Origin of the sequence: Trinickia terrae (genome assembly GCF_005144415.1) — a bacterium.
GTDB classification, from domain to species: Bacteria; Pseudomonadota; Gammaproteobacteria; order Burkholderiales; family Burkholderiaceae; genus Trinickia_A; species Trinickia_A terrae.
The window spans coordinates 85,264-99,154 of sequence record NZ_SWJE01000005.1 but is presented as its reverse complement, the minus strand read 5'-3'; the positions used below and the strand labels follow the sequence as shown (position 1 = coordinate 99,154).

General features: G+C 67.4%; 13 protein-coding genes. All 13 read right to left on the bottom strand.

Translation table 11 applies throughout. From position 1 onward, the window contains the following. Positions 1 to 43 precede the first annotated feature (43 nt). A complete protein-coding gene (locus FAZ69_RS09815) occupies positions 44 to 877 on the bottom strand; it encodes an oxygenase MpaB family protein (protein ID WP_206171185.1) in 834 nt (277 codons plus the stop codon). A gap of 63 nt (positions 878 to 940) precedes the next feature. Beyond that, positions 941 to 2,206, bottom strand: coding sequence for a DUF3443 domain-containing protein (locus FAZ69_RS09810; protein WP_136893824.1), 1,266 nt, complete (start codon positions 2,204 to 2,206; stop codon positions 941 to 943). 25 nt (positions 2,207 to 2,231) lie between these two features. Next, positions 2,232 to 2,732: a DUF2844 domain-containing protein gene (locus FAZ69_RS09805; protein WP_136893822.1), complete on the bottom strand. Its 501-nt coding sequence runs from the start codon at positions 2,730 to 2,732 to the stop codon at positions 2,232 to 2,234. A gap of 342 nt (positions 2,733 to 3,074) precedes the next feature. Beyond that, entirely contained in the window at positions 3,075 to 3,716 is a 642-nt protein-coding gene (cheZ, locus tag FAZ69_RS09800) for a protein phosphatase CheZ (RefSeq protein ID WP_136894892.1), read from the bottom strand. Positions 3,717 to 3,766: 50 nt separating this feature from the next. Continuing rightward, positions 3,767 to 4,162 carry a chemotaxis response regulator CheY gene (cheY, locus tag FAZ69_RS09795; RefSeq protein WP_136894890.1) on the bottom strand — a complete coding sequence of 132 codons (396 nt, stop codon included), beginning with the start codon at positions 4,160 to 4,162 and terminating at the stop codon, positions 3,767 to 3,769. A 59-nt stretch (positions 4,163 to 4,221) separates the two neighbouring features. Further along, a complete protein-coding gene (locus FAZ69_RS09790) occupies positions 4,222 to 5,313 on the bottom strand; it encodes a protein-glutamate methylesterase/protein-glutamine glutaminase (protein ID WP_136893820.1) in 1,092 nt (363 codons plus the stop codon). Between the two features lie 5 nt (positions 5,314 to 5,318). Continuing rightward, positions 5,319 to 6,131, bottom strand: coding sequence for a chemoreceptor glutamine deamidase CheD (gene cheD / locus FAZ69_RS09785; protein WP_136894888.1), 813 nt, complete (start codon positions 6,129 to 6,131; stop codon positions 5,319 to 5,321). 124 nt (positions 6,132 to 6,255) lie between these two features. After that, entirely contained in the window at positions 6,256 to 7,194 is a 939-nt protein-coding gene (locus FAZ69_RS09780) for a CheR family methyltransferase (protein WP_136893818.1), read from the bottom strand. 317 nt (positions 7,195 to 7,511) lie between these two features. Continuing rightward, positions 7,512 to 9,428 (bottom strand): methyl-accepting chemotaxis protein, encoded by a 1,917-nt coding sequence (locus FAZ69_RS09775; RefSeq protein ID WP_136893816.1) that lies wholly within the window; start codon positions 9,426 to 9,428, stop codon positions 7,512 to 7,514. A gap of 52 nt (positions 9,429 to 9,480) precedes the next feature. Next, positions 9,481 to 10,005: a chemotaxis protein CheW gene (cheW, locus tag FAZ69_RS09770; RefSeq protein WP_136893814.1), complete on the bottom strand. Its 525-nt coding sequence runs from the start codon at positions 10,003 to 10,005 to the stop codon at positions 9,481 to 9,483. 23 nt (positions 10,006 to 10,028) lie between these two features. Then, positions 10,029 to 12,272 carry a chemotaxis protein CheA gene (cheA, locus tag FAZ69_RS09765; protein ID WP_136893811.1) on the bottom strand — a complete coding sequence of 748 codons (2,244 nt, stop codon included), beginning with the start codon at positions 12,270 to 12,272 and terminating at the stop codon, positions 10,029 to 10,031. Positions 12,273 to 12,379: 107 nt separating this feature from the next. Then, positions 12,380 to 12,745: a response regulator gene (locus FAZ69_RS09760; protein WP_136893810.1), complete on the bottom strand. Its 366-nt coding sequence runs from the start codon at positions 12,743 to 12,745 to the stop codon at positions 12,380 to 12,382. A 57-nt stretch (positions 12,746 to 12,802) separates the two neighbouring features. After that, on the bottom strand, positions 12,803 to 13,810 hold the full coding sequence (gene motB, locus FAZ69_RS09755; RefSeq protein WP_136893808.1) for a flagellar motor protein MotB: 1,008 nt from the start codon (positions 13,808 to 13,810) through the stop codon (positions 12,803 to 12,805). Between the last annotated feature and the right edge of the window lie 81 nt (positions 13,811 to 13,891).

Below are 13,891 nucleotides of genomic sequence, written 5' to 3'. Positions count from 1 at the left end.
GCCCTCATTCGCTGGCCGCGCCGGCGAAAAGGAAAATCCCGCCTCAAATCGGCGCTTCACGCGCCATTCGCCGCCTGAAGCCGTGCATGACCCACGCAGCCGGAAGGTGCCTAAGCACACCGGGCACGCAGCGGTAGAGCCTCGGCGCATAGCGGACGAACCACGCCCAGCGCCGCGCGTCGCGCGCCGTCCACGGCAGGCCGAAGGCGCGGCGCAGCTCGGCGGGCAGGAGCGCGCGCGTCACAAAGCGCTGCAGCGGCATCAGCGCGCGGATCCACCATGGCGCGCCCTTCGCGCCCAGCAGCGCGTGCACGTAGCGCCGCACTTCGTCGTTCACGGTGAAGCCGGCGAGCTGCCGGGTCCAGTAGGCGTCGAAAGCGGCGAGATCGGCCGGCCAGCTCTCGGCGGGCATCTGCAGCGTCGTGCCGTAGACGGCCGCCTCGCGGCACAGCGCGTCGGCGTCGGTGCGCGCAAGCGGCCGGTCGAACAGCTCGCACAGCGTAAGCGCGCCCTTGAACAGCGTCGCCGCGACCCAGCGCTGCAAGTCCGGGTCGAACGCGCTGTACGCGTCGGAGCCCACCGGGGCGTGGGCCTGGTTGACGTGACGGGCGACGTACTCGCGCTCGGCGGGTGTACCGAGCGTCACGGCGTAGATGTAGGTCATCGTCGTGCGCAACCTGTCGACCTGACGCCGCAGCGTCTCGCTATGCTCGACGACGCCCTGCCCGACGCCCGGATGCGCGAGCTGCAGCACGACGGTCGCACCCGCGCCGAGGTAGATATAGGCTTCCCGGGTGATGTCGGCGAGATGGATCGGGGCGGCGAACCGGCAACGAGGCGCGGTGGAGGGGTCGGCGGGCACGGATGGCGGCGGCAAAGCGCGGATTCGACGATGCGTCCGAGCACCGGATGCGTGCGAAACGCATCCGGCGCTCGTGCTTTAGAACGCGACGTATGGCGTTTGGGTGCCAGGCGAGCTCAGCGCGGTCTGGTCGATGCCGAAGTAGAGCGTGCGTCCGTAGAAGAACGGCAAGCCGAGGTCGAGCGCGCTTGCGCCGAACGGGCCGCCCAGGTCGTTGTAGGCGAAGTTGCCGCCGCTATTGTTGGAGAACAGCGTGCTGGCGCTCTCGATGCTCATCGACAGGCTGACCGAGCTGCCGGTGCCGCCGTAGTTCTGCACGGTCGCCGGGACGCTCGTCGTACTGGACGGGCAATAGAAGCCGGAGGCATTGCTGGTGCTGGAGCATTGCGTCAGCGAGCTGTCGTCGAAGAAGAGGCCGTTCGAGCCCGAATCGAAGAACGCGATGGACACCGCGGTGCCGTTCACGGTCCCGGCCACGTCGCCGGACGAATTGGTCGTGAACTTGTTCGACGCGCCATAGGTGTTGTTCGACTGCGTTCCTATGCCGAAAGTGAGCGTGCCCGTCGCCGAAGACTGCCCGCTCGACGAAATCGACGGCATCGTGAGAATCACGCCATTGTTGTCGGACGAGAACTTCCACACCGGGTTGGGCACCTGCTGCGCAAGCGGCACCGTCGTGACCGAGCAGCTCGAGCCGCTGCACCCGTAGTAGAACGCCGTGCTCGCGGTCGTCACGCAGGACGCTCCGCAATCGTAGGGCTTGACGCCGATGCCGAGAATGCCGTTCGCGCCGAGCGCGCTGGCGGTATTCACTGCGCTCCCGCCGCCGCTCGAGCACCCCGACGGCACGGACGTCGAGCCCACGTCGCCGATGACCTGGATCGGCAGGCTGCTCGCCTTCTCGCCCCCGATCGTGACGTCAGCCGTGCGGACCGAGCCCCAGGTGTAGCTGCTGACGAACTGCAGGCACTCGTACAGGCTCGAGCCGCTGACCGTCGTCTGCGTGAGACTGCTGAGCACGTTCGAGATCGCGCTGTTGACGATGCGCAGCCCGAACGATCCGGTATCGACCTGGATGTTGTTGACGGTCTGGCAGTTCGTCGTGCTGCCGGCCGCGCAGACGGTCACGCTGACCGTCGGGATGTTCGGAAAGTTGGAGACACCGGAGCTCACCGTCATGGCCACCTGGTTCGAGGTGGACGAGGACGACGACGAGGATGACGACGACGAGCTGCTGCTACTACTGCTGCTGCCTCCCCCGCCCCCGCAGCCCGCCAGCAATGAAATCGCGGCGGCGAAACCCAGCACGCCGAGCGTCTGGATGAGTCTTGTCGTGATTCGCAAGGTTCTTCTCCGTTCGTCGGTGGGATTATTTGATGTCAGAGCTGCTCACGCCCGACGGCAGCGCCGACGGCACGTAAGCCTGGCCGAAGAACGAGCCCATGTGGCCGGCCGAGTGGACAACGAGGCCGCTCGCCTCGACGGACGCCGGGCCTCTCACGCCTGCGGTGTGCGACGCCGCTACGCCCGAAGCGAACTGCGGGAAATAGCCGCCGAGCAAGTCGGAGAGGTTCGGTATCTGCGGGCCGCTCCAGGCGATACCGAACACGGTGCCCGACGTGGTCACGTACTCGCGGACCACGGTGCCGGTCTCCAGCGTGGTCTCGATCACGGAATAAGACGAGCTGGACGACGTGGACGAGCCCGTCGCGGCAGCACGCGCCACCGAGGACGAGGTCGTGGCAGTGGCGCCCGAGGGCGTCTGCATGGGGCTGCCGCCAAGAACGGCGTAGGCGGGAAGGACAGCGAACAGCGAACTGGGCACAGCGATCGACGCATGCAAAACAGCGCGTCTGAAGCGACTCGGCATCACGAAAGCCTCCCTTGCGATCGGTTTCCCACGCTTGGTCGGCGTATCTGCCGCCAGCGCTTGGGGTAAGGGCGCGTCCGGCGGCCTGACCACGTGCGCACCGGCGTGCATGCTTCGTAGTATGCCTGTTGTTCATGACGGTGCGAACGCTCGACAGGACGCAAACGCGGCGCAAGCGAGCATGGACGAACGCCGAAGTCCGCCAGGGAAGGCTTTGGAAGGAACGCCGGGTAAGGCCCGGTAAGGAAGACGTCGGGCGGCGGTGGTCAAGCCCGCCGCCCGGCTGCTGCATAGGGAACGCGCCGCCGGGAACCGGCGGCGAAAGATCGGCAGATCAGGCTGTCAGAAGCCGAGGCTCGCCAGCAGGTCGTCGACCTGCTCCTGGCCCTGCACGACGTCCGACTTGCTTCCCGGATCGATCTGCGGGCCGTTCATGAGACCGTCCGGATCGTGAGCGGAGAGCGTCGGCGCCGCAGCCGCGAACTGCTCGCGCCGCTCCGGCGCGATGTTCTCGACGAGCACCGCGAGCAGTTGCCGCTCGATCACATGGATCACCTCGATGATCTTCTTGATGACCTGGCCCGTCAGATCCTGGAAGTCCTGCGCCATCATGATGTCGAGCAGCTTCGAGTTGGTCGTTGCCGACACCTCCGCGACGCTCGCGAAAAACGCGCGCGTATCGGTAAGCAGCGTGCCGACCGCATTACGCTCCAGCGGCGCCTCGTACCACTGCGCCCAGAGCGAGTCGAGCCGCTTCGCCTCGTTCTGGATCTGCTCCTGCATCGGCTTCGTGATGTCGATGGCCGTCAGCACGCGCTCGGCGGCCTGCTCGGAGAGCGTCGCGACATACCGCAAGCGGTCGCGCGCGTCCGGCGCGGCTTTCACCGCCTCCTCGATCTGCTTGTCGAGACCAAGCTCGTGCATCGTGTCGTGCAGCGCGCGCGTGAGCTGCGCGATGCGGGCGAGGATGCGGTCGGCCGTCATGTCGACATCCTCGATGCCCTCTGCGGGCGCATTGATTGGCTGGTCCACGGTCAGCTCCCGGTTTTCACCATCTTCTCAAGGATCTTGTTGAGCTTCTCGTCCAGCGTCGCGGCCGTGAACGGCTTCACTATGTAGCCGCTCGCGCCAGCCTGCGCCGCCGCGATGATGTTCTCCTTCTTCGACTCGGCCGTCACCATCAGCACCGGCAGGTGCGTCAGCGACGCGTCGGCGCGGATTTCCTTGAGCATCGAGAGACCGTCGAGGTTGGGCATGTTCCAGTCCGACACCACGAAATCGTAGCCGCCAGCGCGCAGACGCGCCAAGCCCGCCGCGCCATCCTCGGCCTCGTCCACATTCCCGTAGCCGAGCTCCTTCAGCAGGTTTCGGACGATCCGGCGCATCGTCGGAAAGTCGTCCACCACCAAAATCTTCATTCCCTTGTCCAAAGCCATCTTGATTCCCTCTATCCCAAAATTGCAGCGCAAAAACCGTGGATCTATTTCGGCTACACGCGCTGCACGCGGTCGCCCATTGCCGCGAGGCGTACCATCACCCGCCGGCTCATTTCCGATAAAGACGCCACTTCGTCGGCACCGCCCATCGCGATCGCCTCGCGCGGCATGCCGAACACGACACAGCTCGCCTCGTCCTGCGCGAGAGTGTATGCGCCAGAATTTCTCATGTCTAACAGTCCCGCCGCGCCGTCCTTGCCCATGCCGGTCAGGATCACGCCGACGGCGTTCTTGCCCGCATGCTGGGCCGCCGAGCGGAACAGCACGTCGACCGACGGACGGTGCCGGTTCACCGGCGGATCGTCCGACAGGTGCGCGATGTAGTTCGCGCCGCTGCGGGCGAGCAGCAGGTGGGCGTGGCCGGGCGCGATGTACGCGTGCCCCGGCAGCACCCGCTCGCCGTGCTCCGCTTCCTTCACGCTGATCCGGCACAGGCCGTTCAGGCGCTGCGCGAAGGACTTCGTAAACCCGGGCGGCATGTGCTGGGCGATCAGGACGGCGGGCGCATCGGGCGGCAGCGGCACGAGCACTTCGCGGATCGCCTCGGTGCCGCCCGTCGACGCGCCGATGATGATCAGCTTTTCCGTACTGACGAGCGGATTGTTGAGCATCGGCGCATGCACCGGCGCGGCCGCAGCGCCCGCACCCGCCGCCGCTTGCGGCGCGGAAGCCGCCTGCCGCACGCGGGCGCGCGCCGCGGCGCGCACCTTGTCGGCAAGTTTTTCCGCGTAGTCGAGCATGCCGTCGCGAATGCCGACCTTCGGCTTGGTCACGAAATCGACCGCGCCCAATTCGAGTGCGCGCAGCGTGATTTCCGAGCCGCGCTCGGTCAGCGACGATACCATGACGACCGGCATCGGACGCAAGCGCATCAATTTTTCGAGGAAGTCGAGGCCGTCCATGCGCGGCATTTCGACGTCGAGCGTCAACACATCGGGGTTGTGCTGCTTGATCAGGTCGCGCGCGACGAGCGGATCCGGCGCCGTGGCGACGACCGTCATGTCCGGCTGGCTGTTGATGATTTCGGTCATCAGGCTGCGGATCAGCGCTGAATCGTCGACACACAATACTTTGATTTTCTGCACGGCTACTACGCCTCCTCTACTGACCTGGCGCTGTTCTGATTGGTGGGGCGCGGGCTTGCGTTTGAATTCGCATTCGCACTCGCGCCGAACAGCTCGATACGCGGCTTGGCCGTGGCGGCGGCGCCGGGCTTTGCCGCCGCGCCTCCCGCCGCCTGGCCGCCGCTGAATGATTCGGTGCGCGGCTTGCTCGCCGGCGCCGCAAAGAGCTCGACGTGCTCCTTGGCGCGCGCGTGGCGCGCCGCGCGCAATTCCGCCGCCTGCCTGGCGAGCGCCTGCTCGCGTTCCGCGACGCTCGGCTCCTGCTGCAGGCGCAGCTTCTTCACCGCCGCCTGGCCTGTCTTCGGCATGAACGCGACCTTGCGCGGATGCTGGCCCTGCAAGTCCTCGGCGACGATGCGGATCTTCTCGAGCCCGAGGTAGCGGCGCACGAACTCCGAGTTGCGGTCGCCGATGTTGATGGTCGTCATGCCCGCGAGCACCGCCGCGCCGCCGAACACCTTCGCCTCGAAACGCTCGCGCCGGCCGCCCATCTTGATGAGTTCGTTGATGAGCACTTCCATCGCGTAGGCGCCGTAGCGCATCGAATCCGAGGCGGCCTGGGCGGGCTCCGTGCCGTCGTCGGGCAGCATGAAGTGATTCATGCCGCCGATGCCCGCGGTGCGGTCGTGGATGCACGCGGCCACGCACGAGCCGAGCACGGTGACGAGCACCATGTCGTCGCCGGTCGTGTAGAACTCGTTCGGCAGCAGCTTCACGCCCTGGCGGCCGAAGTGGTTGTCGTAATAGAGATTGGTGGCGATCGGGAGGCCGCTCATGATGCCTCCCGCCGGGCCGCCCCAAGGGAGGCATCCGCCCCCTCGGGGGGTGCTTTGCATGGGACCGGAGTAACCGCTAAAGCGCTAACTCCGGTCGACAGCGAACGATAGTGAGCGTGGGGGCTGTTCATATCACCGCCTCGCGGCGCCCAGCCGCTCCCGCTGTCTTCGCCGAGCCGCGCGCGTTCGCGCCGGCATCGCGCGTCAGCTCATAGACGGTCTGTCCGCGCAGCCGGAACGCCTGCGTCACATAGGTGAAGTTCTCCGAATGCCCCGCGAACAGCAGCCCGCCCGGCTTCACGAGCGGCTCGAAGCGCGACAGCACCTGCGATTGCGTCGGCTTGTCGAAGTAGATCATCACGTTGCGGCAGAAGATCGCGTCGAACGGCGAGGTGAGCCGGTAGTCCGCATCGGTCAGGTTCAGCTGCTCGAAGCGGATCATCGCGCGCACTTCCGGACGCACCTTCACGTAGCCCGCATGCGAGCCCGTCCCCTTCAGGAAGAAGCGCTTCAGGCGCTCGGGGCTCAGCTGCTTGACCTGGTCCAGCGAGTACACGCCGGCTTCGCCCTTGGCGAGCACCTGCGTGTCGAGATCGGTCGCGAGCACGCTCGCCTGGCGCGCCGCCGAGTCGCCGAGCGATTCGATCAGCGTCATCGCGATCGAGTACGGCTCCTCGCCCGTCGAGGCCGCCGAGCACCACACCGACACCGGCGGCTGACGGCGCTTCACGAGCTCCGCGAGGATCGGAAAGTGATGCGACTCGCGGAAGAACGCAGTCAGGTTGGTCGTCAGCGAGTTCGTGAAGGCTTCCCACTCGGCCGGGTCCTGCTCGGATTCGAGCAGGTCGAGATAGTGGCGGAAGCTGTCGAGCCCGCGCGCGCGCAGACGCCGCGCCAAGCGGCTGTACGCCATGTCGCGCTTGTGGTCGGACAGTGAGATGCCCGCGCGCCGGTGAATCAGCTCGCGAATGCGCGCGAAATCGGCCGACGTGAATTCGAAGTCGCGCTCCATCTCGCCGGTTCTCGGCACGGGCTCGAGCTTCTGTTGTGCACGCGCTGTCGTCATGATGCCTCCCGTCCCCCAAGAGGACTTCCTTCGGGCGCCGGTTCCGCCCCAAGGGAGGCATCCGCCCCCTCGGGGGGAGCTTTGCATGGGACCGGAGTAACCGCTAAAGCGCTAACTCCGGTCGACAGCGAATGAATATGAGCGTGGGGGCCGTTCATCAAGTCTCGCTGGTTCGATGCGTTGACTGTCGTGCTTGCGTGCGATTGCCATGCGGCACCGCGCGCGCGGGCATCGCGCGCTGCAGTGAGCCGCCCGGTCGCGGGCGAGGTGCCGAAGGGTCGCATGTTCGTCGGTTCCGTGCTGCGGTCAAGAAAGGGTTAGAAAGTTTCCCAGTCGTCGTCGGAGGATTTGCTCGCGGCCACCGGCGCGGGAGCCGGAACACGCGGCGCAGGTGCGGCGGCTGCCGCAGAGCGCGTGGCGACTGCGGGTTTCGCGGCGGCAGGCGCGGGCGCGGCGGCCTGTGCGCCAGCCGTCGCGTGTGCCGGCGCGGCCGGAGCCGCTTGCGGCGCAGGCGCCATCAGTTGCGGCTCGCGCGGCGCAGGCGGCGTCAGCTTCGCGGGCGCGGCAGGCTGTGCGCGCTTGGGCGCCGACAGCGCACCCTTGCTCGCCGCACTGCCCGTGCCGCGTGCCGAAGCGCTGCTGCGCATGCGCGCCGCCGGCTGCATCGCGTGGCCCACATCGCCCGTGACGCGCCACGTGCTCACCACCGCCTTCAGCTTGCGCGTCTGCTCTTCGAGCGACGCCGCCGCGGCAGCCGCCTCTTCGACGAGCGCCGCGTTCTGCTGGGTCACGTCGTCCATCTGCGTGACCGCGCGATTGACCTGTTCGATGCCGCTCGACTGCTCCTCCGACGCCGCGCTGATCTCGCCCATGATGTCCGTCACGCGGCGCACCGCCTGCACGATCTCTTCCATCGTCGTGCCCGCGCGGCCGACCAGCTCCGAGCCGTTCTGCACCTTGTCGGCCGAATCGCCGATCAGCGTCTTGATCTCCTTGGCCGCCGCCGCGCTGCGCTGCGCCAGCGAGCGCACCTCGCCCGCGACCACCGCGAAGCCGCGGCCCTGCTCGCCCGCGCGCGCCGCCTCGACGGCCGCGTTCAGCGCCAGGATGTTGGTCTGGAACGCGATCCCTTCGATCACCCCGATGATGTCGACGACCTTGTTCGAGCTCGTCGCGATCGCGTCCATCGTATCGACGACCTGGCTCACCACCTCGCCGCCGCGCATCGCGATCTCCGATGCGTTCACGGCCAGCTGGCTCGCCTGCCGCGCGTTCTCGGCGTTCTGGCGCACAGTGCCCGTCAGCTGCTCCATGCTCGCGGCGGTTTCCTGCAGCGACGCGGCCTGCTGCTCGGTGCGCTGCGACAGGTCCGTGTTGCCGACCGCGATCTCGCGCGCGCCGACATCGATCGATTCCGTGCCCGCGTGCACCGCCTTCACCATGCCGGTGACGCCGTCCTGCATCCGCTTGATGCCGCCGAACAGCTGGCCGATCTCGTTCTTGCTGAACACCTGCACCGGCTGCGTGAGATCGCCCGACGCGACGCGGTCAAAATGCGCGACCGCATCGGCGAGCGGCTGCACGATCAGCCCGCGCATCGTGAAGCGGATCATCACCACGAGCACGAGCGCGAGCGCCGTCACCGCGACGATCAGCATGCTCATCAGCGAGATGTGCGACTGCGACGCGGCCTGCAGCGCCTCCGCGTGATCCTGGCGGCCCTTGATGACTTGCGCGGCGGCCGCGTCGAAGGCGACGAACATCGGGCTGATCTTGGTGTCGGCGATCGCGTGATAGCCGGCCAGGTCGCCCGCGCGCGCGGCATTGAACTCGGGCTCGACGCCGTCGTGCACCATCGTGGCGTGCTTGGCGTTCAGGTCGTCGAGGAGCGCGCTGTCGAGCTCGGCCTTTGGCGCGTCCTGGAACGCCTGCCATGCCTGGTTCGACTTCGCGAGCAGCTCCTGCGCGCGGTCGAGCACCTTCTTCGCCTCGTCGGCGTTGTTCGCCTCCGTGAGCGCGCGGAAGCGGTCGAGAGCGAGACGAGAGCGCAGCAGGTAGGAACTGGCATCGTCGAGCGAGTGGATCGCGGGCAGGTCGCCGCGCGCGAGCGTGTCGAGCGAGTGGCTCGCGCCGTTGAGCGCCGACAGACCGAGCGCGCCGACCGCGACAGTCAGCGCGAGGAGCACGACGGCTATCGCCGTCAGCGTCGTGCGGATCGACCAGTTGTGCAGCATTGTGAATCTCCGTGTGCCTGGAACGGGCTGAATGCCGGGTAAGCCGCGCCGGTCAGTGCGCGAAGTTCTCGATCAGCGCCATTTCCTTGCTGGCCATCAGCTTCTCGATGTCCATCAGGATCAGCATGCGGCCGTCGACGGTGCCGAGGCCGGTCAGGTACTCGGCCGTCAGCGTCGCGCCGAATTCCGGCGCGGGCATGATCTGGTCGACGGAGAGCGTCAGCACGTCCGACACGCCGTCCACCACCATCCCCACCACGCGATGCGCGACGTTCAGGATGATGACCACGGTCTGGTGGTCGTACTCGACGCGGCCCAGGTGGAACTTGATGCGCATGTCGACGATCGGCACGATGATGCCGCGCAGGTTGATCACGCCCTTGATGAAGTCGGGCGCGTTGGCGATGCGCGTCACGCTGTCGTAGCCGCGGATCTCCTGCACCTTGAGGATGTCGATGCCGTACTCTTCCGCGCCGAGCGTGAAGATGAGGAATTCTTGCCCGGCCGCGTCGCCTTGCAGCGCGTCGCGGCGGCCGCCGGCCACGCCGCTTGAATGGTTGGTTTGCAGTTCTGCCACGTTAGCCCCCAGACGGTTGGGAATTACGAAAAGTTCAGAGCGCCGTGCGAAGCACGGGACTCACGGTAGAGTGCCGCCACGTCCACGATCAACGCGACGCTGCCGTCGCCGAGAATGGTCGCGGCCGAAATGCCATGCACCTTGCGGTAGTTCGTTTCCAGGTTCTTCACGACCACTTGCTGCTGGCCGACGAGCTCGTCGATCAGCATCGCGAAGCGCCGGCCCTCGGTCTGCATGATGGTGACGATGCCCTGCGTCGGCTCGGTGCGCGCGTCCTCGACCGAGAACACCTCGTGCAGCGCGACGAGCGGCAGGTATTCGCCGCGCACGCGCACCACGCGCTCGCCGTTGGCGACCGTATAGATGTCTTCGGAGCCGGGCTGCAGCGACTCCATCACGAAGTTCAGCGGCAGGATGAAGATCTCGCTGCCCACCTTCACCGACATGCCGTCGAGAATCGCGAGCGTGAGCGGCAGGACGATGCGCGTGGTGCTGCCCTTGCCGGCTTGCGACTGAATCTCGACGTGGCCGCCCATCGCCTGGATGTTGCGCTTGACGACATCCATGCCGACGCCGCGGCCCGATACGTCGGTCACCTGCTCGGCGGTCGAGAAGCCCGGCAGGAAGATCAGGTTCCAGACTTCCTCGTCGGTCATCGACTCGCTGACCTGCATGCCCTGCTTCATTGCCTTGGCGAGGATCTTGTCGCGGCGCAGGCCCGCGCCGTCGTCGCTGACCTCGATCACGATGTTGCCGCCGTGGTGCGCAGCGGAGAGCACCAGCTGACCCGTCGAATCCTTGCCCGCCGCGCGGCGCGCCTCGACGGTCTCGATGCCGTGGTCGAGGCTGTTGCGCACGAGGTGGGTGAGCGGGTCGATGATGCGCTCGATGAGGCTCTTGTCGAGCTCGGTCGCCTGACCGAACGTGACGAGCTCGACTTCCTTGCCGAGCTTCGCCGCCAAGTCGCGCACGAGGCGCGGGAAGCGGCTGAACACGTAGTCCATCGGCATCATGCGGATCGACATCACCGCTTCCTGCAGGTCGCGCGCGTTGCGCTCGAGCTGCGCCATGCCGTTGTAGAGGCGGTCGTGCAGGGCCGGGTCGAAGGTGCTCGTGGTTTCCGCGAGCATCGCCTGCGTGATGACGAGCTCGCCGACCAGGTTGATCAGCTGGTCGACTTTTTCGACGCCGACGCGGATCGAGCTGCCTTCGCCCGTCGCGGCTGCGGCGGCGGGACGGCTCTTCTTGTCCTCGCCGGCGGATGCGGCCGCCGCCGGGGCGGCGGGCTTCGGCTCGGCCGGCTTGGCCGGGACCGGAGCCGGGGCAGGCGCAGCGGCGGCGGGCTGCGCCGGCGCGGGTGCGCTGGCCGCGGGCGCCGCGGCGGGCGGCGGCGCGGCTTGGGCCGGCGCGGCGCTTTGCACCGCAGGCGCGGCCGGCGCCTCGCTGACGGGCGCAGCCGCCTCTTCCGGCTGCGCCTCGCCGCTCGGCGGCGCGGTGCCGCGGCCGATCGCGATCTGGCTGTCGTCGATCACGAAGCAGCACACGGCGGTGATGTCGTCGGACGACACGTCGGTCTCGAGATACAGCGTCAGGTCGCTGCCGCTCTTCACCGTGCCGACGATCTGCCCCAGGTTGCCCAACTCTTCGGTCAGGAGCTCCTGGTCCTTCTCCCCCACCCCCCGTAGCGTAATTTTCAGGTGAGGTTCAGCATCGGCCCCGGCAGCTGCCGGCGCAGCGCTGGCAGCCGAGCCGTGTCCGATTTCCTGCTCGGCCTGCGAAACGACATGTTCCGGCGGCGTGGAGCCCGTTTCCGCGACAGCCGGCGCCGGTGCGGGCGCAGGCGCTGCGGCCGGAGCCGCCGCAGGCGGCGTGTCGCCGCTTTCGGCATTGAACCGCTCGAGCTTCGCGCACACGGCGGCGGCCGCGGCCGCATCGGGCTCGGCGCTCGCGCGGTAGGCGGTGAGCTGATCGGCGAGCACGTCCTTGGTCTCGAGGAACGTGTCGATCATCTCCTTGCGCAGCGTGAGCTCGTTGTTGCGCGCGCGGTCCAGCAACGACTCGAGGATGTGCGTCGTCTCCGTCAGCGCGGTGAAGCCGAACGTCGCCGCGCCGCCCTTGATCGAGTGCGCCGCGCGGAAAATCGCAGCGAGGTCCTCGGGGTCCGGCGCGTCGATATCCAGGTTGAGCAGCAACTGCTCCATTTGCGCGAGCAGTTCGTCCGCTTCGTCGAAGAACGTCTGGTAGAACTGTGTGATGTCGAGAGTCATGCTGGGTCACCGCGAGAAGTCGCGTTGCAAATCTGCTTGTTCAAATTTCGCGCGTCTACGCGCGGGTTTACCTTCGCTTGCTTCCGGTCCTGCCTGGCGCGCCGCCGCTACGCACCGAGCGACGCCACGATCTCGGTCAGCGTGTCCGGATCGAACGGCTTCTCGATCCAGCCCGTCGCCCCCGCCGCGCGCGCCGCGTCCTTGAACGCTTCGCCGTCTTCGGTCGTGAGCACGAGGATCGGAGTCTCAGCGTAGGCCGCGCTCCTGCGCAGCTCCGCGATCACGTCGAGCCCGCTGCGCTGGGGCATGTACTGGTCCGTCAGCACGAGATCGAACGTTTGCGACCGCGCGCTCGCGAGACCGGCGTCGCCGTCGGCGGCGAGCGTCACGCTGTAGCCCGCCGCCGTCAGCGTAGCCGACAGGATCTCGCGCATGGCGGCCGAATCGTCGATCGCCAGAATGTTCCTGATCATGAATTCCTCACTGCGTCTTGCTTTCGCTTGGCGCGCACGGCTTCCGCGTCTGGCTGCTCATGGCTTGCTGCCCGTCACTGTCACGGGTTGAGGAGCCACGGCGGGCGGCGGCGCGATCCGGTCGCTGAGCGCCTTGGCGCCCGCGGCATCGTCCGACAGCGTCGTCGTGGTGGTGTCGTCGCGCGTCAGCGCGTCCTCCGATTTCTTGTTCAGCACGATGATGCTGATGCGCCGGTTCTCCGGGGCGAGCGGATCGGCTTTGTTCAGGTTCTGCGCCGACGCGAGACCGATCACGCGCAGCACCTTGTCCTCGTCCATGCCGCCCGCGATCAGCTCGCGGCGCGACGCGTTCGCGCGGTCGGAAGACAGCTCCCAATTGCTGTAGCCCTTCTCGCCGCCCGCATACGGCACGGCGTCGGTGTGGCCCTGCACGACGAGGCGGTTGGGCACGTCGTTCAACGTCTTGCCGATCTCGCGCAGGATGTCGCGCATATACGGCTCGACATCGTCGCTCGCGGTGGCGAACATCGGCCGCTTCTGGGTGTCGACGATCTCGATGCGCAGGCCGGTCAGCGTCGAGTCGACGCGGATCTGCTGCTTGAACTGGCGCAGCACCGGGTTGGCCTCGATCGCGGCCATCAGCTTGATCTGCAGGTCGTGCAGGCGCACCTGTTCGCGGCGCTCGAGCGAGCCCTGCTGCTGGTTCCGCGCTTCCTCGTCGCTCTTCGCGGCGGTGTGCGTCGCCTTCGAGGTCTCGCCGTCGGTGCGGCGCGTGACGCCGTCCTTGTCGGTCGAGATGTCGCGGCCGCCGCCCTTGACGATGCTCGAATCCTCGGCGCTGCGGTCGCCGCCGAAGAGCGCCGCCTTCAGCGGCTGCTGGAAGTATTCGGCGATGCCCTTCAACTGCACCGGCGTGACGGCGCTCAAGAGCCACATCAGCAGGAAGAACGCCATCATCGCGGTCATGAAGTCCGCGTAGGCGAGCTTCCACGCGCCGCCGTGATGTCCTTTCTTCGCCGGCGCGACGCGCTTGACGATGATGGCGCGATCTTTTCCTTTGCTCATGACGCCTCCCGCCGGGCCGCCCCAAGGGCGGCGTCCGCCCCCTCGGGGGGAGCTTTGCATGGGACCGGAGTAACCGCTAAA

What these genes read in the sequence shown, in the direction of transcription:
- FAZ69_RS09805 (WP_136893822.1), bottom strand. Translation starts at nt 2,732, where the DNA reads ATGCCGAGTCGCTTCAGACGCGCTGTTTTGCATGCGTCGATCGCTGTG.
- cheZ (WP_136894892.1), bottom strand. Translation starts at nt 3,716, where the DNA reads ATGACGGCCGACCGCATCCTCGCCCGCATCGCGCAGCTCACGCGCGCG.
- FAZ69_RS09780 (WP_136893818.1), bottom strand. Translation starts at nt 7,194, where the DNA reads ATGACGACAGCGCGTGCACAACAGAAGCTCGAGCCCGTGCCGAGAACC.
- FAZ69_RS09775 (WP_136893816.1), bottom strand. Translation starts at nt 9,428, where the DNA reads ATGCTGCACAACTGGTCGATCCGCACGACGCTGACGGCGATAGCCGTC.
- cheA (WP_136893811.1), bottom strand. Translation starts at nt 12,272, where the DNA reads ATGACTCTCGACATCACACAGTTCTACCAGACGTTCTTCGACGAAGCG.
- FAZ69_RS09760 (WP_136893810.1), bottom strand. Translation starts at nt 12,745, where the DNA reads ATGATCAGGAACATTCTGGCGATCGACGATTCGGCCGCCATGCGCGAG.
- motB (WP_136893808.1), bottom strand. Translation starts at nt 13,810, where the DNA reads ATGAGCAAAGGAAAAGATCGCGCCATCATCGTCAAGCGCGTCGCGCCG.